This is a genomic window from Pseudomonas sp. P39-UII1 (genome assembly GCF_039672635.1).
Lineage (GTDB): Bacteria > Pseudomonadota > Gammaproteobacteria > Pseudomonadales > Pseudomonadaceae > Aquipseudomonas.
In genome coordinates this window covers 482,507-508,975 of the sequence record NZ_JBDFPP010000001.1, presented here as the reverse complement: position 1 = coordinate 508,975, position 26,469 = coordinate 482,507, and the positions used below count along the sequence as shown (strand labels likewise).

Below are 26,469 nucleotides of genomic sequence, written 5' to 3'. Positions count from 1 at the left end.
ACGCCTAAGGTATTCAGATAAGCATGGCCCTACTGCAGATCGCCGAACCCGGTCAAAGCCCTCAGCCGCACCAGCGCCGCCTGGCGGTGGGTATCGACCTGGGTACCACCAATTCTCTGGTCGCTGCCGTGCGCAGCGGTCGCAGCGAGCCCCTGCCGGATGTGCAGGGCAACGTCATTCTGCCCTCGGCGGTGCGCTACCTGGCTGGCCACAACGACGTCGGCCTGGCCGCGCGCGAGGCGGCCGCCAGTGACCCGCTGAACACCATCCTGTCCGTCAAGCGCCTGATGGGGCGCGGCCTGGCTGACGTCAAGCAACTCGGCGAGCAGCTGCCGTACCGCTTCATTGGCGGCGAATCGCACATGCCGTTCATCGATACTGTCCAGGGGCCGAAGAGCCCGGTGGAAGTGTCTGCCGACATTCTCAAGGTGCTGCGCGAGCGCGCCGAAGAAACCCTGGGTGGTGATCTGGTGGGGGCGGTGATCACCGTGCCAGCCTATTTCGATGATGCCCAGCGCCAGGCGACCAAAGATGCGGCCAAGCTGGCCGGCCTGAACGTGCTGCGCCTGCTCAACGAGCCGACTGCCGCTGCCGTTGCCTACGGGCTGGACCAGAATGCCGAAGGCCTGGTGGCAATCTACGACCTGGGTGGCGGTACTTTCGATATATCGATTCTGCGCCTGACTGCCGGTGTGTTCGAGGTGCTGGCCACCGGTGGCGATACCGCCCTGGGTGGCGATGACTTCGACCACGCCATTGCCGGTTGGATCATCGAACAGGCTGGGCTGTCTTCCGACCTCGACCCGGGTACCCAGCGCCAGTTGTTGCAGGCCGCCTGCGCCGCCAAAGAAGCCCTGACCGACGCCGATGCGGTCAGCGTCAGCCATGGTGCCTGGCAGGGCGAGCTCAGCCGAGCCGCCTTCGATGCCATGATCGAGCCGCTGATCGCCCGCAGCCTCAAGGCCTGCCGCCGCGCCGTGCGCGACAGCGGTGTCGAGCTGGAGGAGGTAGGTGCGGTGGTCATGGTGGGTGGTTCGACCCGTGTACCGCGTGTGCGTGAGGCGGTCGGCGCGCTGTTCGGCCGCACCCCGCTGACCTCGATCGACCCTGATCAGGTGGTCGCCATCGGTGCCGCCATCCAGGCCGATACTCTGGCTGGCAACCGCCGCGAAGGTGGCGAACTGCTGCTGCTCGACGTCATCCCGCTGTCCCTGGGGCTTGAGACCATGGGTGGGCTGATGGAGAAGGTGATCCCGCGCAATACCACCATTCCGGTGGCGCGTGCCCAGGAATTCACCACCTACAAAGATGGCCAGTCGGCCATGATGATCCATGTGCTGCAGGGCGAGCGTGAACTGATCAGCGACTGCCGCTCGCTGGCGCGCTTCGAGCTGCGCGGCATTCCGGCGATGGTTGCAGGGGCGGCGAAAATCCGCGTGACCTTCCAGGTCGATGCCGACGGCCTGCTGAGTGTCGCGGCCCGCGAACTGGGTTCGGGCGTTGAGGCCAGCATCCAGGTCAAGCCGTCCTACGGCCTGACCGATGGCGAGATCGCGCGCATGCTCAAGGACTCCTTCGAGCACGCCGGCACCGACAAGCAGGCCCGCCAGTTGCGTGAGCATCAGGTCGACGGCGAGCGCCTGCTCGAAGCCGTACAGGGCGCCCTGGACGCCGACGGCGAGCGCCTGCTCAGCAGCGAAGAGCGCGAAGCCATCGAATTCCAGATGCAAGAACTACGTGATTTGCTGACCGGCACCGATGGCCCTGCCATCGAGCAACAGACCAAGCGTCTGTCGCAGGTGACCGATGCATTTGCCGCCCGTCGCCTTGATTCGACGGTCAAAGCCGCACTGGCCGGGCGCAACCTGAATGAGATCGAGGAGTAATCGATGCCGCTGGTGACATTCCTGCCGCATGAGAAGTTCTGCCCTGAGGGGCTGACCGTGGAGGTCGAGGCCGGGACCAACATCCTGGAGCTGGCGCACGACCATCACATCGAGATGGAAAGCGCCTGCGGTGGCGTCAAGGCCTGCACCACTTGCCACTGTATTGTTCGCAAAGGTTTCGATTCGCTGGAAGAGGCGGACGAGCTGGAAGAAGACATGCTGGACAAGGCCTGGGGCCTGGAGGCCCAGTCGCGCCTCGGCTGCCAGGTGGTCGTGGGTGATCAAGACCTGACCATCGAGATTCCCAAGTATTCGCTCAACCACGCTGCCGAAGCGCCGCACTGAGGTCAGCCCCATGAGCCTGAAATGGATTGATGTACTTGAGATCGCCATCCAGCTTGCGGAAAGCAAGCCGGAAGTCGATCCTCGTTATGTGAATTTCGTCGATCTGCACCGCTGGGTGCTGGCATTGCCAGAGTTCAGCGACGATCCGTCACGCGGCGGTGAGAAAGTGCTCGAGGCCATCCAGGCGGCCTGGATTGATGAAGCCGACTAAGCGCGACGCTGCAGGTTAGGCAATCCCCTGGAACCCGCGTATAATTCGCGGGTTTAATTTTTCGCAACACTCATATTCTGGAGTTTTCCATGGCTGTTCAACGTACTTTCTCGATCATCAAGCCTGACGCCGTAGCCAAAAACGTCATCGGCAAGATCACCACTCGCTTCGAAGACGCCGGCCTGAAAATCGTTGCTTCGAAAATCAAGCAACTGTCCAAAGCCGAAGCCGAAGGCTTCTACGCTGAGCACAGCGAGCGCGGCTTCTTCGGCGACCTGGTTGCCTTCATGACTTCCGGTCCGGTTGTCGTTCAGGTTCTGGAAGGCGAAAACGCCATCGCTCTGAACCGCGAGCTGATGGGCGCTACCAACCCTAAAGAAGCTGCTGCCGGCACCATCCGTGCTGACTTCGCCGAGTCGATCGACGCCAACGCCGTTCACGGTTCGGACTCCGAAGCTGCTGCTGCTCGCGAAATCGCTTACTTCTTCGCTGCTACCGAGGTAACCACTCGCTAAGCGAAAGCTTACGGGTGAGGGTGAATCCATGACGACATCTACTGGCAAAATCAACCTGTTGGGCCTGACCCAGCCGGAAATGGAACAATTCTTCGACTCGATCGGGGAGAAACGCTTCCGTGCCGGCCAGGTGATGAAATGGATTCACCATTTTGGCGTCGATGATTTCGCCGCCATGACGAACGTCGGCAAGGCCTTGCGCGAAAAGCTCGAGGCTGTTGCCGAAATTCGCCCACCGGAAGTGGTCAGTGAAGACATTTCCGCCGACGGCACCCGCAAGTGGGTGATCCGCGTTGCCTCCGGCAGCTGCGTCGAGACCGTCTACATTCCCACCGACGATCGCGGCACCCTGTGCGTATCGTCGCAAGCCGGCTGCGCCCTGGACTGCAGTTTCTGCTCCACCGGCAAGCAAGGCTTCAACAGCAACCTCACCGCCGCCGAAGTGATTGGCCAGGTGTGGCTTGCGAACAAATCTTTCGGGACCGTCCCGGCCAAAGTCGACCGCGCGATTACCAACGTGGTCATGATGGGCATGGGCGAGCCTCTGCTGAATTTCGACAATGTCATCGCCGCCATGAAGATCATGATGGATGATCTGGGCTATGGCATTTCCAAGCGTCGCGTCACGCTGTCCACCTCGGGCGTGGTGCCGATGATCGACGAACTGGCCAAGCACATCGATGTGTCGCTGGCCCTGTCGCTGCACGCGCCAAACGACGAACTGCGCAACCAGTTGGTACCGATCAACAAGAAGTACCCGCTGAAGGTGCTGCTGGAATCGTGCATGGGCTACATGGCCACCCTGGGTGGCAAGCGCGTGCTGACGGTCGAGTACACCCTGCTCAAGGACGTCAACGACCAGCCCGAACACGCCGCGCAGATGATCGAGCTGCTGCGCGATGTGCCGTGCAAGATCAACCTGATCCCGTTCAACCCGTTCCCGCACTCCGGTTACGAGCGCCCTAGCAACAATGCTATCCGCCGCTTCCAGGACATGCTGCACCACGGCGGCTTCAACGTGACCACGCGCACCACCCGCGGCGAAGACATCGACGCCGCCTGTGGTCAGCTGGTCGGTCAGGTCAATGATCGCACCCGCCGCAGCGAGCGCTACATCGCCGTACGCCAGTTGTCTGCCGACGCCGAGCTGCAAGACAGCGCAGTGCGCCACTGAGCCAGGGCCTGTCATGAGCCTGCGCGCCGCGCTGTCGATCTTCGCACTGTCGCTGCTGGCCGGATGCGTATCGGGCGGCGCGAACGACCCTCTGGCCAATCGCCAGGGGCGAGTGGAGGCCGGGCGCGCCTATGTGCAGCTGGGGCTTGGCTATTTGCAACAAGGTTTGACCGAGCAGGCCAAGGCCCCGCTGGGCCAGGCACTGGCGCTGGACGCCCGTGATGCCGACGCCCACGCCGCCCTGGCCGTGGTGTTCCAGGCCGAAGGCGAGCCGGCACTGGCCGAGACTCACTTCAAAAAAGCGCTGTCGGCACGCCCCAACGACACGCGAATTCGCAACAACTACGGCAGTTTCCTATATGCTCAGCAGCGTTTTGCCGAAGCCGAGCAGATGTTTCGTCTGGCCAGCGCCGATACCCTGTATCCTGAACGTTCGCGGGTGTACGAGAACCTTGGCCTGACGGCCCTGCAGCTCGACAACCGTGACCAGGCACACACGTATCTGACCAAGGCCCTGCAACTCAATCAGCGGCAACCCAGGGCGTTGCTGGAAATGGCTGAGTTGTCCTACGAAAACAGGCATTATGTGCCGGCCCGGGACTACTACGATCGTTTCAGCCAGGTGAGCGATCACAGTGCCCGCAGCCTCCTGCTGGGCAGCCGTCTTGCCCGGGTGTTCGACGAGCAGGGCACACTGGCCGACCTGGGCCAGCAATTACAACGACTTTATCCCGGTACGCCGGAATATCAGCAATACCTGTCGGAGCAACGATGAAAGCCGCGCATCCCGAAGTAGCAGCAGCGACTGGCCAGAACCCCGGCGAGCTGTTGCGCCAGGCCCGCGAAAAACGGGAGTGGTCGCAAGCCGAGGTCGCCCGCAAGCTGAACCTCACCGTAAGTTCGCTGAACCACGTGGAATCCGGCGCCTTCGACAAGCTGCCAGGGCATACCTTCGCCCGTGGTTATATCCGCGCCTACGCCAAACTCATGGACCTCGACCAGGCGCCACTGGTCGAGGCGTTCGACCAGTACACCGGCACGCATGCCAAGGGCAGTGAAGTGCATTCGCTGGGCCGCATCGAAGAGCCGGTGCGCCTGTCGCACAACATCCTGCGCGGTGTGAGCCTGTTGCTGCTGGTCGCCGTGGTCGGCGGCAGCTTCATCTGGTGGCAGGACCAGGGCAGCCTGCCCGGCAAGGACCTGGCCAAGATCGCCCTGGAACATGTCGAAGTCGAAAGCGCCGACGGTACCACCCAGATTCACCCGCTGGACGAGCCTGAAGACCAGGCCGTGAGCGTAGGCCAGCAGGGCGAGAGCGCGCCGCTGCCGCTGGAGCAGGCCCCTGCCGAGCCCGTTGCCGGCGCCGGCAGCGAGGCCGCCCCGGCTGCCGCACCGTCTGCGCCTGTACAGCAAGCACCTGCACAAACCGCAGCACCGGCTGCAGCACCCGTTGCACCTGCCGCCCCTGTAGCCCAGGCCGCACCTGTCGGCAGCGTGCCGGCGGTCGCCGCCGCCGAGCCTGCCGCCGTACCGGCAGGCAGTGCCAAGGTCGCGATCCAGTTCGTCGCCGATTGCTGGACCCAGGTCTCCGACGGCAACGGCAAGGTGCTGTTCAGCGCCATCAAGCGCAAGGGGGACAGCCTGGAACTGACCGGCAAGCCGCCGTTCGCGGTGCGCCTGGGCTTCGCCCGCGGCGCCCAGGTCAGCTACAACGGCCAGCCCGTCGATGTTGCCCCGTTCACCAGTGGCGAGACTGCTCGCCTGAAGTTGGGACAGTAAGTCATGCACGGCGAATCTCCGATCAAACGTCGCGAATCCCGCAAAATCTGGGTCGGCAATGTACCGGTGGGTGGTGATGCGCCCATCGCTGTACAGAGCATGACCAACACCGACACCAACGATGTCGCCGCCACCGTAGGGCAGATCCAGCGCCTGGTCGATGCCGGCGTCGACATCGTTCGCGTCTCGGTACCAGACATGGACGCTGCCGAGGCCTTCGGCAAGATCAAGCAACTGGTCAGCGTGCCGCTGGTCGCCGACATCCACTTCGACTACAAGATCGCACTGCGCGTGGCCGAACTGGGCGTTGATTGCCTGCGGATCAACCCGGGCAACATCGGCCGTGAAGACCGTGTGCGCGCGGTGGTCGATGCCGCGCGCGACCGGGGCATTCCGATCCGTATCGGTGTCAACGCAGGCTCGCTGGAAAAGGACCTGCAGAAGAAGTACGGCGAGCCTACCCCGGCTGCGTTGGTGGAGTCGGCCCTGCGCCACGTCGAGCACCTCGACCGTCTGGACTTCCAGGACTTCAAGGTCAGCGTCAAGGCCTCCGACGTGTTCATGGCCGTCGAAGCCTACCGCTTGCTGGCCAAGCAGATCGTCCAGCCGCTGCACCTGGGCATCACCGAAGCCGGTGGCCTGCGCTCGGGGACGGTGAAATCCGCCGTTGGCCTCGGTATGCTGCTGGCCGAAGGCATCGGCGATACCATTCGTATCTCGCTGGCTGCCGACCCGGTTGAAGAGGTGAAGGTCGGCTACGACATCCTCAAGTCGCTGCACCTGCGTTCGCGTGGCATCAACTTCATCGCCTGCCCGAGCTGCTCGCGGCAGAACTTCGATGTGGTCAAGACCATGAACGAGCTGGAAGGGCGCCTGGAAGACCTGCTGGTACCGCTGGACGTGGCGGTGATCGGTTGCGTGGTCAACGGCCCTGGCGAAGCCAAGGAAGCCCACGTGGGGCTTACCGGCGGTACGCCGAACCTGATCTACATCGACGGCAAGCCGGCGCAGAAGCTGACCAATGACAACCTGGTCGATGAGCTGGAAAAGCTCATCCGCCAGAAAGCGGCCGAAAAGGTCGAAGCCGACGCGGCGCTGATCGCCCGCGGCTGACACACAGATTCGTAAGGACTTTTCGTGAGCAAATCGCTGCAAGCCATCCGTGGCATGAACGACATCCTGCCAGAGCAGTCGCCGCTGTGGCGCTACTTCGAGAGCACCGTTGCCGGCCTGCTGGACACCTATGGGTACAGCCAGATCCGCACGCCGATCGTCGAGTTCACCGAGCTGTTCAAGCGCTCCATCGGTGAAGTCACCGATATCGTCGAAAAAGAGATGTACACCTTTGAGGACCGCAACGGCGATTCGCTGACCTTGCGCCCTGAGGGCACCGCCGCCTGCGTGCGTGCCGTGCTGGAACATGGCATTACCGGCAACGGCCAGGTGCAGAAGCTGTGGTACATCGGCCAGATGTTCCGCCACGAGCGCCCGCAAAAAGGCCGCTACCGCCAGTTCCATCAGATCGGCGTGGAAGTGTTCAACCTGGACGGCCCGGACATCGATGCCGAACTGATCATGCTGACCTGGCGCCTGTGGGGCCTGCTGGGCATCCAGGACGCGGTCAAGCTCGAGCTGAACAGCCTGGGCACCAGCGAAGCCCGTGCCCGCTACCGTGACGCGCTGGTCGAGTTTCTCTCGGCGCGCCTGGAGCAGCTCGACGAAGACAGCCAGCGCCGCCTCAAGAGCAACCCGCTGCGCATCCTCGACAGCAAGGACCAGGGCACCCAGGCGGTGCTGGTTGGCGCGCCGAAGCTGGAAGACTACCTCGACGAAGATTCCCGCGTGCACTTCGAGGGCCTCAAGGCCCGCCTCGACGCCGCCGGTATCCCGTTCGTGATCAACACCAAGCTGGTGCGTGGCCTGGACTACTACAGCAAGACCGTGTTCGAGTGGGTAACCGACAAGCTCGGCGCCCAGGGCACTGTCTGCGCCGGTGGCCGCTACGACGGCCTGGTCGAGCAGATGGGCGGCAAGCCGACCCCGGGTGTTGGCTTCGCCATGGGTATCGAGCGCCTGATTCTGCTGCTGGAAACCCTCGGCAAGGTGCCGGAGTCCATCAACCGCCAGATCGACGTCTACCTGTGCGCCTTCGGCGAGCAGGCCGAACTGGCCGGCCTGCGCCTGTCCGAACGCCTGCGTGATCACCTGCCTGGCCTGCGCCTGGCGGTCAACGCCGGCGGCGGCAGCTTCAAGAGCCAGTTCAAGAAAGCCGACAAGAGCGGCGCGCTGTTCGCGCTGATTCTGGGCGACGACGAACTGGCCAAGCAAGAGATCGGCCTGAAGCCCCTGCGTGGTCAGGGCGAACAACAGAACATTGCCTGGGATGCTCTGGCTGAGCACCTGGAAACCGCGATCGCTCAGGCGTAACGCGGTTCAACAAGCGAATAGGCGAAAAGGAGTATTGGGGTGTCGAGTACTGATGATGATGACCTGGCAGGGGTCAAGGACTGGTGGAACCGCAACGGCAAGCCGCTGCTGACCGGCGCGCTGCTGGCCGGTGTGGTGGTGCTGGGCTGGAATACCTGGCACAAGTACCAGAACAACCAGTCGCAAGGCGCCTCGCAGCTGTATCAGGCCCTGCTGGAAACCAGCCTGACGCCGAGCGGCCAGCCAGACGCGACCAAGGTCGCTGAACTGTCCGGCAAGCTCAAGAGCGAGTTCGGCGGTACCGCCTATGCCCAGTACGGCAGCCTGTTCGTGGCCAAGGTCGCGGTAGAAAGCGGCAAGCTCGACGACGCCGCTGCCGAACTCAAGGCCGTGCTGGACAAGCCGGCCGACGTGACCCTGGGCGAAATCTCGCGCCAGCGCCTGGCACGCGTACTCGCAGCCCAGGACAAGGCCGAAGATGCGCTCAAGCTGCTTGACGGCGACGCTGACAAGGCGTTTCTGGCCAGCCGTGAAGAATTGAAGGGTGACTTGCTGGTGCAGCTGGGCCGCGCCGACGATGCCCACAGCGCTTATGAAAAAGCCAAGGCTGCGCTGTCTAATGAAGCGGCGGTCGGTGGCCTGCAACTGAAGCTGGATGACTTGGCCAAAGGGGACGCGTGACGTGATCGGTTGGAAACAAGCAGCAGTGCTGACCCTGGCCGTACTGGCCGCAGGTTGCAGCAGCAACAGCAAGAAGGAACTGCCTCCGGCCGAGCTGACCAAGTTCACCGAAGAAGTGGTGCTGAAGAAGCAGTGGAGCCGTTCGATCGGTGACGGCCAGGGTGAGACTTACAACACCCTGGTACCGGCCATCGAGAACGACCGCATCTACGCCTCCGACGTCAACGGCGAAGTCTTCGCCCTCGACCGCAATACCGGTGACGTGGTGTGGAAGAAGGACCTGGAGCTGCCTGTTTCCGGCGCAGTCGGCGTAGGCTATGGCCTGGTCATGCTCGGCACCCTCAAGGGTGAAGTGATTGCCCTGGACTCCAGCACCGGCGAAGAGCGCTGGCGTTCACGCGTTACCAGTGAAGTCCTGGCGCCACCTGCCAACAACGGTGATGTCGTGGTGGTGCAGACCCAGGACGATCGCCTGATCGGCCTGGATGCCGCAACCGGCGACCGCCGCTGGATCTACGAAAACACCCCGGCCGTACTGACCCTGCGTGGTACCGGTGCGCCGATCGCCACCAACCGACTGGCCGTTGCTGGCCTGTCCACCGGCAAGGTGGTGGCGGTGGATATCAACAACGGCGTACCCGTGTGGGAAAGCCGTGTGGCTATCCCGCAGGGCCGTTCCGAATTGGACCGTGTGGTCGATATCGACGGCGGCTTGCTGCTGTCGGGTGGTACCCTGTACGTCAGCACCTACCAGGGCCGTGTAGCGGGCCTGGACCTGGAAAGCGGCCGTGTGGTCTGGCAGCGTGATGCTTCCAGCTACGTGGGTGTCGCCCAGGGTTACGGTAACGTCTATGTCAGCGAAGCTTCTGGCACCGTCGAGAGCGTCGACGAGCGCTCTTCCAGCGCCCTGTGGACCAACGACTCGATGGCACGCCGTCAGTTGTCGGCACCTGAAGTGTTCTCCAGCTACGTGGCTGTAGGTGACTTTGAGGGTTACCTGCACCTGCTCAGCCAGGTCGACGGCCGTTTCGTCGGCCGTGAGCGTATCGACAGTGATGGCCTGCGCGCCCGGCCCCTGGTGGTCGGCGACACCATCTATGTCTTCGGCAACAGCGGCAAGCTCGAGGCACTGACCATCCGCTGAAGCTATGCTCAAGGCCGCTACAGGCCTTGAGTTGCGGCGTAGGACACGCCGCCCGAACTCCGGCCGCTGCCTTGCAGCGGCCTTTGCATTTTCAAGAATTCAAGAGTGGAGAGCCGCATGGTTCCCGTAATCGCCCTGGTGGGACGGCCGAACGTCGGCAAATCCACCATGTTCAACCGCCTGACCAAAACCCGCGATGCCATCGTCGGTGACCTGTCGGGTTTGACCCGTGACCGCCAGTATGGTGATGCCAGCTGGCAGGGTCGCTCCTTCATCCTGATCGACACCGGTGGTATCACCGGTGACGAAGTGGGCATGGACGAGAAAATGGCCGAGCAGTCGCTCATGGCCATCGAAGAAGCTGACTATGTGCTGTTCCTGGTCGATGCCCGCGCTGGCATGACTGCGGCAGACCAGATGATTGCCGAGCACCTGCGCAAGCGCAACAAGGCGGCAATCCTGGTCGCCAACAAGATCGACAACATCGACCCCGATGTTGCCCGCGCCGAGTTCTCGCCGATGGGCATGGGCAACGCCATTCCAGTGGCGGGCTCCCAGGGCCGTGGTATCAACGCCCTGATGGAAGCCGTGCTCGGTCACCTGCCGCGTGATGCCGAGGAAGAAGCCCTCGACCAGAACGTCGCCGAAGGCGAGGAAGCCGTACGCATTCCTGGCCCAAGCGAAAAGGATGGCATCAAGATCGCCATCATCGGCCGCCCCAACGTGGGCAAGTCGACCCTGGTCAACCGCATGCTCGGTGAAGAGCGTGTGGTGGTCTACGACGAGCCGGGTACTACCCGCGACAGTATCTACATCCCGTTCGAGCGCGATGGTGACAAGTACACCTTCATCGACACCGCCGGGGTGCGCAAGCGCGGCAAGATCCACGAGGAAGTCGAAAAGTTCTCGGTGGTGAAGACACTGCAGGCGATCAAGGACGCCAACGTGGTGATCTTCGTCATGGACGCCCGCGAAGGTGTGGTCGACCACGACCTCAACCTGCTGGGCTTTGCCCTCGAAGCCGGCCGCGCCATCGTCATCGCCCTGAACAAGTGGGATGGCATGGAGCCAGGCGAACGCGCCTACGTGAAGACCGAGCTGGAGCGCCGGCTGTTCTTCGTCGACTTCGCCGATATTCACTTCATCTCCGCGCTGCACGGCACGGGCGTTGGCAACCTGTACAAGTCGGTGCAGGCCGCGTTCAAGTCGGCGGTCACCCGCTGGCCGACCAGCCGTCTGACGCAGATTCTCGAAGATGCCGTCAGCGAGCACCAACCGCCGCTGGTCAACGGCCGCCGCATCAAGCTGCGTTATGCCCACCTGGGTGGTGCCAACCCGCCGCTGATCGTGATCCACGGCAACCAGACCGAGAGCATTCCCAAGTCGTACTCGCGTTACCTGGAAAACACCTACCGCCGCGTGCTCAAACTGGTCGGTACGCCGATCCGCATCGAGTACAAGGGCGGTGAAAACCCGTATGAGGGCAAGAAAAACACCCTCACCGACCGCCAGGTCAACAAGAAACGCCGCTTGATGTCGCACCACAAGAAGGCCGAGAAGAAGCGCCGCGACAAGCGCTAAGTAGCATCATTTGGGAGCGGCTTGCCCCGCGAAGCAGGCAACGCGATGGATGGCACGGGCTTCGCCCGTGTTCGCGGGGCAAGCCCGCTCCCACAGAGGCCCTTTGATCCAACGCAATCCCGCTATTGTTTCAACCTTTTTCCTGACTGCTCGATCCGCTATGCTCGGACTCCACCCCGTGCCGGATAAACCCCAGGAAAGAGGGCTCCATGATCCGCAGCAAACTGCCGAATGTCGGCACGACCATCTTCACCACCATGTCCCAGCTCGCAGTGCAGACTGGCGCGCTCAATCTCTCCCAGGGTTTCCCCGACTTCAATGGCCCGCAGGCACTGCTCGATGCAGTCGGCCGCCATGTGTCGGCCGGGCATAACCAGTACGCGCCGATGACGGGCTTGCCGGCCCTGCGCCAGCAGGTGGCCGCCAAAGTCGAGCGCCTGTACGGGGCCAAGGTCGATGCCGACCAGGAAGTGACCATCACCCCGGGCGCCACCGAGGCGATCTTCTGCGCGATTCAGGCGGTGATTCACCCCGGTGACGAGGTCATCGTCTTCGACCCCTGCTACGACAGCTATGAGCCATCCGTGGAGCTGGCTGGGGGCCGTTGCGTGCATGTGCAACTGAGTGACGGCGACTTGCGCATCGACTGGCAGAAGTTCAGCGATGCCTTGAGCCCGCGCACGCGCATGGTCATCCTCAATTCGCCACACAATCCCAGTGGCGCCCTGATCACCCGTGAAGACCTCGACCAGCTGGCCCGGCTGATCGCCGACCGCGAGATCTACCTGATCAGCGACGAAGTCTACGAGCACCTGGTGTACGACGGCGTACGCCACGCCAGCGTATTGGCCCATGCCGAGCTGTACAGCCGAGCCTTCGTGGTCAGTTCGTTCGGCAAGACCTACCATGTGACCGGCTGGAAGACCGGCTACGTGATCGCTCCGCCGGGCTTGAGCGCCGAAATGCGCAAGGTGCACCAGTACGTCAACTTCTGCGGCGTGACGCCCCTGCAATGCGCATTGGCCGACTTCATGGCCGAGCACCCCGAGCACATCGATGAGCTGCCGGCTTTCTACCAGGCCAAGCGCGACCTGTTCTGCGACCTGCTCGAAGGCTCACGCTTCAGCTTTACCCGCACCGCGGGCACCTATTTCCAGCTGGTGGACTATTCGCAGATCCGCCCCGACCTGAACGACGTCGACATGGCCTTGTGGCTGACCCGTGAACACGGCGTGGCGACCATCCCGGTATCGGTGTTCTACCAGCAACCCATCCCCGAGCAACGCCTGGTGCGCCTGTGCTTTGCCAAACGTGAGGAGACGCTGCGTCAGGCAGCGGAAAAACTATGCGCGATCTGAGTGCACTGCCCAACCTGAAAATCGCCTTGGTGCAAACCACGCTGGCCTGGCACGACCGCGAAGCCAACTATGCGCATTTCGAGGTATTGCTCGACCAGGCAGGCGATGCCGACCTGGTGATCCTGCCCGAAATGTTCACCACCGGTTTTTCCATGGAGTCGGAGAGCCTGGCCGAGCCTGAGAACGGCCCGACCTATAAATGGCTCAAGGCTCAGGCCAAACGGATCAACGCCGTGGTCACCGGCAGCGTGATCATCCAGGCCGCCGATGGCAGCCACCGCAACCGCCTGCTCTGGGCACGCCCCGACGGTGAGATCCTGCATTACGACAAGCGCCACCTTTTCCGCATGGCGGGCGAGCACAAGCATTACACCCCCGGCGAGCGCCAGGTACAGTTCGAAATCAAGGGATGGCGCGTGCGCCCGCTGATCTGCTACGACCTGCGCTTCCCGGTATGGAGCCGTGATTCGCAGGACACCGACCTGCTGCTGTACACCGCCAACTGGCCGGCGGCCCGCCGCCAGCACTGGAACCGCCTGCTGCCGGCGCGGGGTATCGAGAACCTGTGCTTCGTGGCGGCGGTGAACCGCGTGGGTACCGATGGCAAGGGCTTTGCCTATTCAGGCGACAGTCAGGTGCTGGACTTTCAGGGCGAGAGCCTGTTGAGTGCCGGTGAGGCGGATGGGGTGTTTACCGTGGTGCTGCGGGCTGCTGAACTGGCGGCTTACCGAACCCGCTTCCCGGCCAACCTGGATGCCGATACCTTCGAGCTGCATTAAGCCAGTACCTGCCTTTTCGCGGGGCAAGCCCGCTCCCACAGGTTCACCGCAGCACTCAGCTTAAGCGGTGAACCGGGGGGAGCGGGCTTGCCCCGGGTACTAACCCATCAATTCGTGTTCAGTAAACATCCCGCCGATAACGCCCATCCTCGATCAACTGCTCGACCACGTCTTCGCCAAGGATGCCCTTGAGCGCCGCATCGACGCCGGCGGCCATGCCCTGCAGGCTTCCACAGACATACACGCAAGCGCCATCGGCCACCCAGCGCTTGAATGCCTCGGCCTGCTGCAGCAGCACGTCCTGCACATACACCTTCTCGGCCTGGTCGCGCGAAAACGCCAGGTCTAGCCGGGCGAGGTCGCCGTTGTCGAGCCAGGCTTGCAGCTCATCGCCACACAGCAGGTCATGGGCGCGGTTACGTTCACCGAACAGCAGCCAGTTGCGCTGTTCACCGGCATTGACCCGCGCGCGCAACAGGCTGCGCAGGCCCGCCATGCCAGTGCCGTTGCCGATCAAAATCATCGGCGCAACGGCCTCAGGCAGATGGAAGCCACTGTTACGCCGCAGGCGCAGGCTCAGGGTACCGTTTACAGGTAGATATTCGGTCAGCCAGCCAGAGCCCAGACCAAGGTTGCCGTCGGGGTGGCGTTCCTGGCGCACGATCAGCTCCAGCACACCGTCGCTGGCGATCGAGGCGATGGAGTATTCACGGCTGCCGATCGGTACCAGCGCATCGACAAGTGCCTGCGGCTGCAAGCCGATCAGGTGGTCGCGGCGCGTCGGTAACTGGCGGCCAGCCAAGGCCTGGCCGAGCGTCTCGTTCAGGCCGTCGAGCTGCACCCTCGCGTTGGCATCCAGTGCCATGCCATTGAGGAAAGCCTCGACCCGTGGCTGACCATTGAGCGGCAGGATCTCTACCAGGTCCCCGGCCTCCCAGCTGGCGGGCGCGTCCGGGCGCAGGCCGAGCAGGTAGACCGGTTGGCCCTGGCTGCCCGGGTTGAGCAAGGTGCGCTTGACCAGGCTCCAGCTGCCGAACGTTGGCGGCTGCCACGCGGCAACGGGTTGTGCACCCGTGAGCTGCGCCAGTTCCTGCTGCCACTGCTGCAAGGCGGCCTGGTCGGCGTTGTCGACTTCCACCGGGCTGAAGGCACTGCTGGCCCCTCGCTCGCCGAGCCAGGCCTGCAGGCGACGGGCAAAGCCGCAAAAGTGCGGGTACTGGCGGTCGCCTAGGGCCAGCACGGCATAGCTCAGGCCGTTCAGCGACCAGGGCTGGCCCAGCACCTTTCGCTCGAAGGCACGGGCGCTGTCCGGCGCTTCGCCATCACCAAAGGTGCTGACCACGAACAGCGCGCGGCGCGCCTGGCGCAGGTCCTCTTCGCCCAGCTCAGCCAACGCCCGCACCTGCACCGGCAAGCCGGCAGCTTGCAGTTGGCCGGCGCTCTGCCAGGCCAATTGCTCGGCGAAACCGCTCTGGCTGGCGAAACCGATCAACCAGCTGTCGCCGCTGCCGGTGCTGCTGGCGACGTTGCCCCGGGCGGCGCGCACCTGGCGCTTCTTGCGACGGCGGTCGAGGTACAGCAACCAACCTGTCACGAAGAACAGCGGCATGGTCAGGCTGGCGATGGTGACGATGATGCGCCCCGGCAAGCCGAAGTATTCGCCCACGTGCAAGGCGTAAACACTCTGCAGCAGCTGCGCCTTGAAGGATTTGTCGGTGTAGCGGTCGTGGTTTTTCACCTGGCCGGTGGCCGGGTCGAGGACCAGGGTGTTGAACGCACGTGGGTGCGCAGCATTGTCGAGCAGGTAGAAGAGGTTGGCCGGCTGACCGCCAGCCGGCGGCAGGCGCAGGTTGTACATGGCCAGGCCTGGGCCCGCAGCATCCTTGAGGTTGGCCCAGATGGCGTCGTAATCGACCACCAGCGGCGGTGCATTCTTGTCGACTTTCTGCGGCCCGTGCCGGCCACGGCCTTCACCCCGTTTTTGCTGCTGGCCTGCAGCGGGCGCGTCGGCCAGCAGCTTGTTCAGGCCTTCGCGGTACCACTCGTAGGACCAGAACAGGCCGGTCAGCGCGAACAGCAGGTAAAACAGCAGGCACCAGGTACCTGCCACAGCGTGCAGGTCCCAGTTGAAGGCACGGCCTTTCTTGGCCCAGTCGAAGGTCAGCCAGGTGCGCCAGTTCAGCGCCTTGCGCGGCCAGCGCAGGTACAGGCCGGACAAGCAGAAGAACACCAGCATGAGGGTGCAGGCGCCGGTGATCTGCCGGCCAGTGTCGCCCATCGCCAGGAAGCGGTGCAGGGTGAGCATCAGGTTGAAGAAACCCTGCCCGGCGACTTCACCCTTGAGCTCGCCGGTGTACGGGTCGGCATAGCGCAGCTCGCCACGGCGTTCGCCGGGGGCAGGGGTGAAGAAGACGCGTGCGGCATTGCCGTCGCGCACATCCACCCACAACATCGATACCTTGTCGCCTTGGGCGGCTTCGACCCGCTGCACCAACTCCGCCGGCGGCAGCACGCCCTGCGGGCGCACCTCGACTTTGAGCACATCGCCATTGAACGCGCGCAGCAGTTCTTCCTGGAACGAGTACAACGCACCGGTAATGCCCATCAAGGCCAGCACCAGGCCGGCGGTGATGCCAAAGAACCAGTGCAATTGGAACAGTGTCTTCTTCACCACATCGATCACCTTGTCTTGCTGCCGCAACCTGTGCGGCGTGCATTATGCCTTGATACGCAAAAGCCCCGCTCACTGGAATGAACGGGGCTTGGGGGTGCTGCTTCAGAAGTGGACGCTGGTGGTCAGCAATGCGGTCCGGCCCGCCGCCTGGTTGGCGAAGTGGGTGGAGAACGCCTTGTCGTAGTACACCTCGTTGGTCAGGTTCTGCACGTTCAGCTGCAGGTCGACGTTCTTGGTCAGCTTGTAGGCTGCCATGGCGTCGTAGCGTACGTAGCTGTCGACCATGGTGGTGTTGGCCACGCTGCCGTAGACGTCATCCACGTAGAAGGCGCCGCCACCGACGGTCAGCTTCGGCGTGATCGAGTAAGTGGTCCACAGGCTTGCACTGTTGTTCGGCGTGTTCGGCAGCTGGTTGCCGTCGTTGGCCTTGCCCAGCGGGCCGCCGTCGATCTGGCGAGCCTGCATGTAGGTGTAGCCGGCGAACACCTGCCACTTGTCGGTCAGCTTGCCGCTGGCCGACAGCTCGATGCCCTGCACGCGGGTTTCGCCAACGTTTTCGTAGCTGGTGGTGTCCACCTGGACGCGGGCGTTTTCCTTCTCGGTGCGGAACAGCGCAGCGGCCAGGGACAGGCGCTGGTCGAGCAGGTCCCACTTGGTGCCGATTTCGTAGTTGGTGGTTTCTTCTGGCTCCATATCGCTGGACAGCAGGTTGCCAGCGCGGTCGCTGGTGTTGCCCAGCGGGTTGCCTTCGGTGCCTTCACCCAGCATTGCACCTGGGGGTGTCGCGGAGGTGGCGTAGGAAACGTAGATGCTGCCATTGTCGGCCGGTTTCCACACCAGGCCCAACTGGCCGGTGACGAATTCGCTGGTGTCGCGGCCCTTGGAGGCAACGCCCTTGGCGTTTACCACAGTGGCGCCAGCAGCGTCATAGGTACGGTACTGGGTGTCGAAGTGATCGTAGCGCAGGCCCATGTTCAGCAGCCACTCAGGCGTCAGCTCGAGGGTGTCGAAGACGTAGATAGCGCGGGTGTTGCTCTTGGTATCGGTGCCGGCGTAGTTGCGCGCAATGTTGCCGTTCCACGGGTCGTCCGGGTTCGGATTGCTCAGCGAGGTGCAGTTGTAGCCGCTGCTGGCGCCGATCATGCTCGGGGTGCAGTTGGAGTTCGCGGCGCCGCCTGGGACAGTGTCGGTGTCGACCGTGTACGACGAACGCTTGCTTTCCTCACGGCTCAGCTCGATACCGGTGGAGAAGCTGTTCTTCAAACCGCCCAGGTAGAACTCGCCGAACAGGTCGGTCTGGTTGGTGGTGGTCGCAGTATTGCCCACACGGGAGTTGGCGCGCCGCCAGAGGCTGCCGTTGTTGACGTTGCCCTTGCTGTCGTCAGGCTGGGTCAGGATGTAGTCCTGCATGCTGTTGCCGTGACGCAGGGTGTTCTTGACTGTCAGCGAGTCGGTCAGGTCGTGTTCGATGGCGAAGGTCGCGATGTCGACGCGGCTCTTGCGGAAGTCGCGACCGGTCAGGCCGTAGAAATTGTCACTGTCGCCGCCGTCGTACGGCTTGCTCGGGTGTGCCGAGGTGCGCGCGCCGCTGCCACCGGTCGGGATAGTGTACGGGATGCCCGAGTCCGGCAGGTCGTCGCTTTCCAGGTGGTAGTAGTCGAGGTTGACGCGGGTTGGCGTGCCCAGGCCAAAGGCCAGGGACGGGGCAATGCCCCAACGGTCGTAGTTGACCTTGTCACGGCCGGCAACGTTGCTTTCGTGGGTCATCAGGTTGAGACGGCCGGCAACGGTGTCGCTGAACTGGTAGTTGCCATCGAAGGTGTAACGCTGGGTCTGGTCGCTGCCCCAAGTCCAGGCGCCGTCCAGAGAGTTGCCCAGGTGCGCGCGCTTGCTCACCAGGTTGATGGTGCCGCCTGCCGCACCGCGGCCGCCAATGGCCGAGTTCGGGCCTTTGGCCACTTCGACCGATTCGATGGCGAAGATTTCACGGGTTTGCGCGCCGGTATCACGCACGCCGTCCAGGTAGGTGTCGCCCTGGGCGTCGAAGCCGCGGATGAACGGGCGGTCGCCTTGCGGGTTGCCGCCTTCGCCAGCACCAAAGGTGATGCCGGGTACGGTGCGCAGGGCATCCTGCAGGCTCAGGGCGTTGGTGTCCTTGATCACCTGCTGTGGGATCACGGTAACCGAGCGTGGGGTGTCCACCAACGGTGCGGTGTACTTCTGCGAGGAGGCTTTCTCGACCTTGTAATCGGTGCTGGCCTGTTCAGCCTTGCCGTTGACGCTGGTGGCGTCGAGGGTGACGGCGTTATTGGTGGCTGGGTCGGCGGCGTAGGCCGACGATGCGCTGAGGGCGACGCCGATGGCGGTTACGATCAGGCGAGGTGAAGACACTGCAGCTGGCACGTATGGACGCATTGTTATGGACCTTCCCCAAGGTGTGAAGGCCGCGGATCATAGTGTAAGCGATTGTAACTAACAATTGAGATTCGTTACCATTCACTAGGAATTTACAATCTTTACAAATTCTCTTTACGGTTTACATGCGCTGAAACGTCTAACGCGCCGAAAGGGCTTGTGCAGCGCAAAAGGGAATCAATATCATTGGCGCCTTTACATTCCTTGACGGTGCCGCCGCCATGCTGCTTCACATCCCCGGCTTGTTCGACGCCGACGAGCTCGCCCGCATTCGCGAGGCCCTGGAGCAAGCCGACTGGGCCGATGGCAAGGTCACGGCCGGGTACCAGTCGGCCAAGGCCAAGCACAATCTGCAGCTGCCAGAAGGCCATGCGCTGGCGAAGGAGATCGGCAGCGCGCTGATCGAGCGCCTGTGGAAGACGCCGCGATTCATGTCGGCGGCGCTGCCACACAAGGTGTTCCCGCCGTTGATCAATTGCTACCGCGAGGGTGGCAATTTCGGCTTTCACATCGATAACGCCCTGCGGCAGCCCAAGGGCAGCCCGGAGCGGGTGCGTACCGACCTGTCCTCGACGCTGTTCCTCAGTGACCCTGACAGTTATGACGGTGGCGAGTTAGTGATCCAGGACACCTACGGCGTGCAGCAGATCAAACTGGCCGCTGGCGACCTGGTGCTGTACCCCGGCACCAGCCTGCACAAGGTCAACCCGGTGACCCGTGGCGTGCGCTATGCCGCCTTCTTCTGGACCCAGAGCCTGGTCCGCGAGGACAGCCAGCGGGCATTGCTGTTCGAGATGGACAATGCCATCCAGCAACTGACTGCCGATGTACCCGAGCACCCCTCGCTGCTGCAGCTGACCGGCACCTACCACAACCTGCTGCGCCGCTGGGCTGAGGTCTGAACCGTGTCTTACCAGTTGCGTCGTGAAGAAGTGATGGATGTCGCAGGCCTCAAGGCCATGCTCGAAGAAAGCCCCGGCAAGGCCGCCCAGGCGATTCTCGCGGCGGCAGGGCAGGGGGTGAACGAGGCGCAGTTGCTGCTCGGGCAGATCCTCCTCGACGGCCGGGGCATCGAAGCCGATGCGGGCGTTGCCCGGCGCTGGTTCGGTATTGCTGCACAAGGTGGCAGTGCCATGGCGCACAACATGCTCGGGCGTTGCCTGGAGCATGGGTGGGGCGGCGAGGTGAGTTTGCCGCAGGCTGCGGTTCACTATGCGCGCGCAGCCGATGCCGGGTTGGATTGGGGCCTGTATAACCTTGGCAACCTGCTGGCCACTGGGCGTGGGGTGCCGGCCAATCAGGCGCAGGCACTGCTGTGCTACGAGAAGGCTGCGCAGCAGGGGCATGCCAAATCGATGAACCTGTACGGTCGATACCTTGAGCAGGGTATCGCAACGGCGCCCAGCCCGGCGCGGGCCGTGCGCTGGTATCGGCGCTCGGCCGAAGCGGGAGATTTCCGTGGTATGTTCAGCCTGGCGTTGGTGCTGGTCGAGCGTGGCCAGCTAGCCGAGGCGGGGCAGTGGCTGGAGCAGGCGCGGGTTGAGGGGAACATGAATTTCCTGCGCAGTGCGTTGGTGACCTTGCAGGGGGCGGGGCCAGTGATGATGGCCTTTGCGGCGCGGTATGCCGAAGAGATAGCACAGCGCGAAGTGTGATGGTGTCGGCACTGGCCCTATCGCCGGCAAGCCGGCTCCCACAGGTAGCGCTCAAGGCTTGAGACTTGTGCACTTTCATGTGGGAGCCGGCTTGCCGGCGATAGGGCCGGTACAGGCATAACGAAACGGGGCCTTGCGGCCCCGTTCTGCGTTACAGGTAGTACGCCTTCAGCGGCGGGAAGCCGTTGAATTCCACCGCGCTGTAGCTGGTGGTGTAGGCACCGGTCGACAGCCAGTACAGGCGGTCACCAATGGCCAGGTTCAGCGGCAGGCCGTACTTGTAATGCTCGTACATGATGTCGGCGCTGTCGCAGGTAGGGCCTGCGATCACCACTTCTTCCATCTCGCCTTTCTTCTCGGTCCAGATCGGGAACTTGATGGACTCGTCCATGGTTTCGATCAGGCCGGAGAATTTGCCCACGTCGGTGTACACCCAGCGCTCGACCGCGGTGCGCGACTTGCGTGCTACCAGCACCACCTCGCTGACCAGGATGCCGGCGTTGGCGATCAGCGAACGGCCTGGCTCGAGGATGATTTCCGGCAGGTCGTCACCGAAGTCTTCCTTAAGGAAGCGGATGATCTCTTCAGCGTAGGTCTCGAGGCTATTGGTACGGGTGATGTAGTTGGCCGGGAAGCCGCCACCCATGTTGATCAGCTTGAGCTCGATGCCGTCTTCTTCCTTCAGGCGCTCGAAGATCACCTTGACCTTGGCGATGGCGGCATCCCACACGCTGATGTCGCGCTGCTGCGAACCCACGTGGAAGGAGATGCCGTAAGGCACCAGGCCCAGGTCACGGGCGAGGATCAGCAGGTCCATGGCCATGTCGGTCTGGCAGCCGAACTTGCGGGACAGCGGCCAGTCGGCCGTGGTGGAGCCTTCGGTGAGGATACGCACGTAAACCTTGGAGCCCGGTGCGGCCTTGGCGATGTTGCGCAGGTCGGCTTCCGAGTCGGTGGCATACAGGCGCACGCCCTTCTCGTAGAAGTAGCGGATGTCCTTGGACTTCTTGATGGTGTTGCCGTAGCTGATACGGTCGGCGCTGACGCCGCGGCCCATTACCTTGTCCAGCTCGTAGATCGAGGCGATGTCGAAGCTCGAACCTTTGTCTTTCAGCAGGTCGATGATCTCGACCGCCGGGTTGGCCTTGACCGCGTAGTAGACCTTGGCAAATTCGAAACCGGCGCGCAGGTCGTCATAGGCCTGGCTGATCATCTGGGTATCGATGAGTACGAACGGGGTTTCTTGCTTGTCGGCGAACGCCTTCATTTTCTGGAAGGTGTCGCGTGCGAAATAGTCTTCGACCTGGATCGACATGCTCAGGGACTCCATGGGCAAACTGAAAAGATAAGTGGCTGCAAACTGAACGTCCTCCGTATCCCCACTTTGGTTCGCCTACTCAGTACTTGAGCCGGATGGATCGTTTCCAGCATGGACGTTCGGCGCGCACTTTAGGGCGTGAAGAAAGCAAGATCAACAGGCAATCCGGCGGTGTTCGTCGTGGATTGCGGCCCTATCGTTTGAATAAACGACTCGTGTGACCGGCAGATGTTCCCCCAGTGTTCACAAGCGTAAAAAATTGTGGAATGGACCGTGTCGACCCTATCGCGGGCAAGCCCGCGCCTACGGGGCTGCGCTATTGCTGTAGGAGCAGGCTTGCCCGCGATGGGGCCAGTGGTGTTCATATTTATGGCCACATTTTTCTGGCACGTCGGTCCATGAAATCCGCAAATTTTTTTTGCTACCGACTGGCGGATTTGCCGATTTTGATGAGAAACATTACTATTCGCACCCTTCTCTGCCTCCCTGACGACCCCGACCGTGTCTGGACACAAAGGCTTCCTCGACCACTACCATGAGCTGATCGGCACCTGGACGCGCAAGCTGCGCAGTCGTCAGCAGGCCGAAGACCTCACCCACGATGCCTTTGTCAGGGTGCTGGAAAACCCGCGCCAGCAGGTAGAGCAGCCACGCGCCTACCTTCACCAGACCGCACGCAACATTGCAGTGGACGGTTTTCGCCGTGAAGACCGGCGCCAGGCGCTGGAATTGGAAGCATTCGATGAAAGCGCCACCAGCAGTGGCGACCCGGAGGCCTATGTGCACGCCCTGGAACTGGCCGACAGTGTCGAGCGGGCGCTGGCCGAGCTGCCGCTCAACTGCCGCCGGGTGTTCATCTGGCAGAAGCTCGAAGGTTTGACCCAGGCCGAGATCGCCGAGCGCATGGGTTTGACCAAGAACATGGTCGAAAAGTATATGATCCGCACGCTCCGACATCTGCGTGAGCACCTGGATGTGTCGGCACCATGAGTCAGGAGACCTTCCCCATGAAACAGCACGGTACCGATACCGTCCGCGAGCAGGCGGCCGCATGGTTCGCCCGCATGCAGGACGCACCGGAGGATGCCGGGCTGCAGGCACAGCTGCGCGCCTGGCAGGAGGCTGACCCGCAACACCGTGACGAATACCAGCAGCTCGCCAACCTGTGGCGCGCCGCCGGCTACATCCCACGCCAGCGCCTGGATGCGTTGTGCCAGCCCGAGCCCGTGCAGCAATTGCCACGCCGGCGCTTGGTGCGCCAGGCCTTGGCGGCCGGTATCGCAGTGCTTGCCCTGGGGCTGGGCTGGGCTGGCTGGCAACACCAGCAGCTCAACCACCAGGACCACTTGCAGACAGCCTTTGCCGAGCGCCGCCAGGTCGAATTGCCGGACGGCTCGCGGCTGGAGCTCAACGGCGGTACCCAGCTGCAGGTCGATTTCAGCACGGGCCGTCGGCATATTCAGCTGGATGCCGGCGAAGTGATGTTCACCGTCGCCCACGACAGCGGGCGGCCATTCGTGGTCGATACCGCTCAGGGCAGCGTGACCGTCACGGGCACCCGCTTCGATGTGCGGCTGGACTCGGCTGCCACCCGTGTAGCGGTGGAGCAGGGTTCGGTTCGCGTGCAGGGCAAGGACGCTTCGCTGGCGCAACTGACCGCAGGCCTGGGTGCGCATATAGATGCACGAGGCAAAGTGGCAGCGCCTCATGCGGTGGATACCGCTGCGCTGACCGCCTGGCGCCAGGGCAAACTGGTGTTCGACAACGCCACCCTGGCCGACGTTGTGGCCGAAGTTTCGCGCTACCGCACCCAGCCGTTGCGTGTAGCCCCTGGCAAGGTAGCGCAGCTGCGCCTGTCCAGTACCTTCAGCACCGACGACACCGATGCCCTGTTACGCGCCCTGCCGAGCATCCTGCCGGTAGCCGTCAAAACCCATGAAGACGGTTCTCGCGAAATAATCGCGAAATAGATTCAGGTTTTTTTCAGCTCGTTCGTCTTCCTCGCCAGCTGCAACTGCCAAGCATTTCCATTTGCATGCGGTTGGCGTTTATCCCGAACTTCAGGATGCCTTGACGACGTGAACAACAACAAACCTCTGCCACGCCTGCGCGCCCTGGCGCTGGCCCTTGCGGTCGCTGCCGTGGCCGTAAACAGCCACGCCGAACAGGCTGGCAGCGCAATCCACATCCAGGCCCAACCATTGGCCTCGGCGCTGAGCCAACTGGGCCAGCAGACCAACCTGCAGCTGTTCTACAGCCCTGAACTGGTGGCGGGCAAACAGGCCCCGGCGGTGTCCGGCACGCTGGCGCCGGTGCAGGCGCTGCAACAGTTGCTGCAAGGCAGCGGGCTGACGTTCGAGATGTCCCAGGACACCGTGGTGGTAAAGCCGTTGCCGACCACCCTGGACCTGGGCAGCGGTAGCCTGGAGCTGGCACCCACCGACATCAAGGTGGTCGGCGACTGGCTGGGCGACGCCGACCAGGCGGTGGTGCAGAACCACCCCGGCGCGCGCACCGTGGTGCGTCGCGAAGCCATGGTGGAGCAGGGCGCGATGAACGTGCGCGATGTACTGCGCGGCATCCCGGGCGTGCAGGTGCAGGACTCCAACGGCACCGGTGGCAGCGACCTGTCGCTGAACGTTGGCGTGCGCGGCCTGACGTCGCGCCTGTCGCCGCGCTCGACGGTGCTGATCGATGGCATCCCGGCCGCCTTCGCCCCTTATGGCCAGCCGCAGTTGTCGATGGCGCCGATCTCCTCGGGCAATCTCGACAGCATCGACGTGGTACGGGGCGCAGGCTCCGTGCGCTATGGCCCGCAAAACGTCGGCGGGGTGATCAACTTCGTCACCCGGGCAATCCCGGAGAAAGCCTCGGCAGAGCTGTCCACCACCCTGGAAACCTCGCAGCGCGGGGGCTGGAAGCACACCGAATCTGCCTTCGTCGGCGGTACTGCCGACAACGGCATGGGCGTGGCGCTGCTGTACACCGGCGTGAACGGCAACGGCTACCGTGAGAGCAACAATGGTAACGACATCGACGACGTCATCCTCAAGACCCACTGGGCACCCACCGACGTCGACGAGTTCTGGCTGAACTTCCATTACTACGATGGCCGTGCCGACATGCCGGGCGGCCTGACCCAGGCGCAGTACGACAGCAACCCGTACCAGTCGCTGCGCGACTACGACTACTTTGCCGGCCGGCGCAAGGACGTGTCGTTCAAGTGGCAGCGCCAACTCGACGACGCCACCCAGTTCGAAGTGCTGACCTACTACACCGACAGTTTCCGCGGCAGCGCCATCGCCGCGCGTGACATGAAGACCCTGTCGTCGTACCCGCGCAACTACCACACCTTCGCCATCGAGCCGCGGCTGTCGCGGATCTTCTTTGCCGGCCCGACCACCCAGGAAGTCAGCGTCGGCTACCGCTACCTGAAAGAAGCCATGCGCGAGCAGTCGACCCGCCTGGCGCTGATCGACAACGTACCGACCGTCACCCCCACCTCCGACGGCCACGTGTTCCAGGACCGCAGCGGCGGTACCGAGGCAAGCGCCTACTACATCGATGACAAGATCGATGTCGGCAACTGGACCATCACCCCGGGCATCCGCTTCGAGCACATCAACACCGACTGGCGCGACCGCCCGGTACTGGACGCCAACAACCGCCCGGTGGCCGAGAAGAAACGCAGCATCACCAGCAACGAGCCGTTGCCGGCGTTGAGCGTGATGTACCACATTTCCGATGCCTGGAAGGTATTCGCCAACTACGAGACCTCGTTCGGCAGCCTGCAGTACTTCCAACTGGGCCAGGGTGGCACCGGCAACAGCACCGCCAATGGCCTGGAGCCGGAAAAGGCCAAGACCTACGAGGTCGGTACGCGGTACGACAATGGCGGGTTCGCCGGGGAGCTGACGGCGTTCTACATCGACTTCGATGACGAACTGCAGTACATCAGCAACGATGTGGGCTGGACCAACCTGGGCGCCACCAAGCACCAGGGCATCGAGGCCTCGGTGCGTTATGACCTGGCTGGCCTGGACGCGCGTCTGGAGGGCCTGTCGGTGAACGGCGGTTACACCTACACCCGCGCCACGTATGAAGGCGAGATTCCTGGCTTCAAAGGCCGCGACCTGCCGTTCTATTCACGTCAGGTGGCCACCGCCGGCGTGCGTTACGAGGTCAACCGCTGGACCTGGAACCTGGATGCCTACGCCCAATCCAAGCAGCGCGCACCGGGTACCGGGATCAATGCCGATGGCAGCTTCAATGGCGACTACATCACCGAGCCGAGCGCCGATGGGCAGTATGGCGACATCCCAGGCTACGTGACCTGGCATGCCCGGGGGGGCTACGACTTCGGGCCGAAGCTGTCCAACCTGAAGCTGGCGGCGGGGGTGAAGAACCTGTTCGACAAGCAGTACTTCACCCGCTCCAGCGACAACAATGCTGGCCTTTATGTAGGTGAGCCGCGGACCTTCTATGTGCAGGCCAGTGTAGGGTTCTGATACCGCGGCGCCCCAATCG

General features: G+C 63.1%; 22 protein-coding genes. 19 read left to right on the top strand and 3 right to left on the bottom strand.

Annotation, left to right across the window (positions count from 1 at the left end):
- Window positions 1–23 precede the first annotated feature (23 nt).
- The 14 genes from hscA (at window position 24) to ABEH27_RS02340 (ending at window position 13,880) form a co-directional block, all read left to right on the top strand.
- Complete coding sequence (gene hscA / locus ABEH27_RS02405; RefSeq protein WP_346612024.1) at window positions 24–1,886, top strand: Fe-S protein assembly chaperone HscA; 1,863 nt, start codon at window positions 24–26, stop codon at window positions 1,884–1,886.
- A 3-nt stretch (window positions 1,887–1,889) separates the two neighbouring features.
- Window positions 1,890–2,231 carry an ISC system 2Fe-2S type ferredoxin gene (fdx, locus tag ABEH27_RS02400; protein WP_346612023.1) on the top strand — a complete coding sequence of 114 codons (342 nt, stop codon included), beginning with the start codon at window positions 1,890–1,892 and terminating at the stop codon, window positions 2,229–2,231.
- A gap of 10 nt (window positions 2,232–2,241) precedes the next feature.
- Entirely contained in the window at window positions 2,242–2,442 is a 201-nt protein-coding gene (gene iscX / locus ABEH27_RS02395; protein WP_016713204.1) for a Fe-S cluster assembly protein IscX, read from the top strand.
- A gap of 89 nt (window positions 2,443–2,531) precedes the next feature.
- On the top strand, window positions 2,532–2,957 hold the full coding sequence (gene ndk, locus ABEH27_RS02390) for a nucleoside-diphosphate kinase (protein WP_033701183.1): 426 nt from the start codon (window positions 2,532–2,534) through the stop codon (window positions 2,955–2,957).
- Between the two features lie 28 nt (window positions 2,958–2,985).
- Window positions 2,986–4,131, top strand: a complete 1,146-nt coding sequence (rlmN, locus tag ABEH27_RS02385; RefSeq protein ID WP_346612022.1) for a 23S rRNA (adenine(2503)-C(2))-methyltransferase RlmN — start codon at window positions 2,986–2,988, stop codon at window positions 4,129–4,131.
- Window positions 4,132–4,144: 13 nt separating this feature from the next.
- Entirely contained in the window at window positions 4,145–4,906 is a 762-nt protein-coding gene (gene pilW, locus ABEH27_RS02380) for a type IV pilus biogenesis/stability protein PilW (RefSeq protein ID WP_346612021.1), read from the top strand.
- Window positions 4,903–5,910 (top strand): RodZ domain-containing protein, encoded by a 1,008-nt coding sequence (locus ABEH27_RS02375; RefSeq protein ID WP_346612020.1) that lies wholly within the window; start codon window positions 4,903–4,905, stop codon window positions 5,908–5,910. The genes pilW and ABEH27_RS02375 overlap by 4 nt, the downstream gene beginning before the upstream one ends.
- Window positions 5,911–5,913: 3 nt before the next feature.
- Window positions 5,914–7,023 (top strand): flavodoxin-dependent (E)-4-hydroxy-3-methylbut-2-enyl-diphosphate synthase, encoded by a 1,110-nt coding sequence (gene ispG / locus ABEH27_RS02370; RefSeq protein ID WP_346612019.1) that lies wholly within the window; start codon window positions 5,914–5,916, stop codon window positions 7,021–7,023.
- Between the two features lie 24 nt (window positions 7,024–7,047).
- Window positions 7,048–8,337, top strand: coding sequence for a histidine--tRNA ligase (gene hisS, locus ABEH27_RS02365; protein ID WP_346612017.1), 1,290 nt, complete (start codon window positions 7,048–7,050; stop codon window positions 8,335–8,337).
- 39 nt (window positions 8,338–8,376) lie between these two features.
- Window positions 8,377–9,018, top strand: coding sequence for a tetratricopeptide repeat protein (locus tag ABEH27_RS02360; protein WP_346612016.1), 642 nt, complete (start codon window positions 8,377–8,379; stop codon window positions 9,016–9,018).
- A 1-nt stretch (window position 9,019) separates the two neighbouring features.
- On the top strand, window positions 9,020–10,162 hold the full coding sequence (gene bamB / locus ABEH27_RS02355; RefSeq protein WP_346612015.1) for an outer membrane protein assembly factor BamB: 1,143 nt from the start codon (window positions 9,020–9,022) through the stop codon (window positions 10,160–10,162).
- 117 nt (window positions 10,163–10,279) lie between these two features.
- Window positions 10,280–11,743: a ribosome biogenesis GTPase Der gene (gene der / locus ABEH27_RS02350; protein WP_346612014.1), complete on the top strand. Its 1,464-nt coding sequence runs from the start codon at window positions 10,280–10,282 to the stop codon at window positions 11,741–11,743.
- 209 nt (window positions 11,744–11,952) lie between these two features.
- Complete coding sequence (locus ABEH27_RS02345; protein ID WP_346612013.1) at window positions 11,953–13,101, top strand: pyridoxal phosphate-dependent aminotransferase; 1,149 nt, start codon at window positions 11,953–11,955, stop codon at window positions 13,099–13,101.
- Window positions 13,089–13,880, top strand: a complete 792-nt coding sequence (locus ABEH27_RS02340) for an amidohydrolase (protein WP_346612012.1) — start codon at window positions 13,089–13,091, stop codon at window positions 13,878–13,880. The genes ABEH27_RS02345 and ABEH27_RS02340 overlap by 13 nt, the downstream gene beginning before the upstream one ends.
- A gap of 118 nt (window positions 13,881–13,998) precedes the next feature.
- Here ABEH27_RS02340 and ABEH27_RS02335 read toward each other — a convergent pair whose 3' ends face one another.
- Both ABEH27_RS02335 and ABEH27_RS02330 read right to left on the bottom strand, forming a co-directional pair.
- Window positions 13,999–16,554: a sulfite reductase flavoprotein subunit alpha gene (locus ABEH27_RS02335; RefSeq protein ID WP_346612011.1), complete on the bottom strand. Its 2,556-nt coding sequence runs from the start codon at window positions 16,552–16,554 to the stop codon at window positions 13,999–14,001.
- A gap of 102 nt (window positions 16,555–16,656) precedes the next feature.
- Complete coding sequence (locus tag ABEH27_RS02330) at window positions 16,657–18,969, bottom strand: TonB-dependent siderophore receptor (protein WP_346612010.1); 2,313 nt, start codon at window positions 18,967–18,969, stop codon at window positions 16,657–16,659.
- A 221-nt stretch (window positions 18,970–19,190) separates the two neighbouring features.
- Here ABEH27_RS02330 and ABEH27_RS02325 point away from each other — a divergent pair, with 221 nt between their 5' ends.
- Both ABEH27_RS02325 and ABEH27_RS02320 read left to right on the top strand, forming a co-directional pair.
- Entirely contained in the window at window positions 19,191–19,871 is a 681-nt protein-coding gene (locus tag ABEH27_RS02325; RefSeq protein WP_346612009.1) for a Fe2+-dependent dioxygenase, read from the top strand.
- A 3-nt stretch (window positions 19,872–19,874) separates the two neighbouring features.
- Window positions 19,875–20,624: a tetratricopeptide repeat protein gene (locus ABEH27_RS02320; protein ID WP_346612007.1), complete on the top strand. Its 750-nt coding sequence runs from the start codon at window positions 19,875–19,877 to the stop codon at window positions 20,622–20,624.
- A gap of 151 nt (window positions 20,625–20,775) precedes the next feature.
- On the opposite strand, the gene ABEH27_RS02315 is transcribed toward ABEH27_RS02320, so the two are convergent.
- Window positions 20,776–21,939: a type III PLP-dependent enzyme gene (locus ABEH27_RS02315; protein ID WP_346612006.1), complete on the bottom strand. Its 1,164-nt coding sequence runs from the start codon at window positions 21,937–21,939 to the stop codon at window positions 20,776–20,778.
- Between the two features lie 504 nt (window positions 21,940–22,443).
- On the opposite strand from ABEH27_RS02315, the gene ABEH27_RS02310 reads away from it, so the two are divergent.
- The 3 genes from ABEH27_RS02310 to ABEH27_RS02300 all read left to right on the top strand — a co-directional run bounded on the left by ABEH27_RS02310 (window position 22,444) and on the right by ABEH27_RS02300 (window position 26,450).
- Window positions 22,444–22,932, top strand: a complete 489-nt coding sequence (locus ABEH27_RS02310) for a sigma-70 family RNA polymerase sigma factor (protein WP_346612005.1) — start codon at window positions 22,444–22,446, stop codon at window positions 22,930–22,932.
- A 17-nt stretch (window positions 22,933–22,949) separates the two neighbouring features.
- The gene (locus tag ABEH27_RS02305; RefSeq protein WP_346612004.1) at window positions 22,950–23,912 is read left to right on the top strand and encodes a FecR family protein; all 963 of its coding nucleotides are present in this window, start codon (window positions 22,950–22,952) and stop codon (window positions 23,910–23,912) included.
- Between the two features lie 108 nt (window positions 23,913–24,020).
- On the top strand, window positions 24,021–26,450 hold the full coding sequence (locus ABEH27_RS02300; RefSeq protein WP_346612003.1) for a TonB-dependent siderophore receptor: 2,430 nt from the start codon (window positions 24,021–24,023) through the stop codon (window positions 26,448–26,450).
- The last annotated feature ends 19 nt before the right edge of the window (window positions 26,451–26,469 follow it).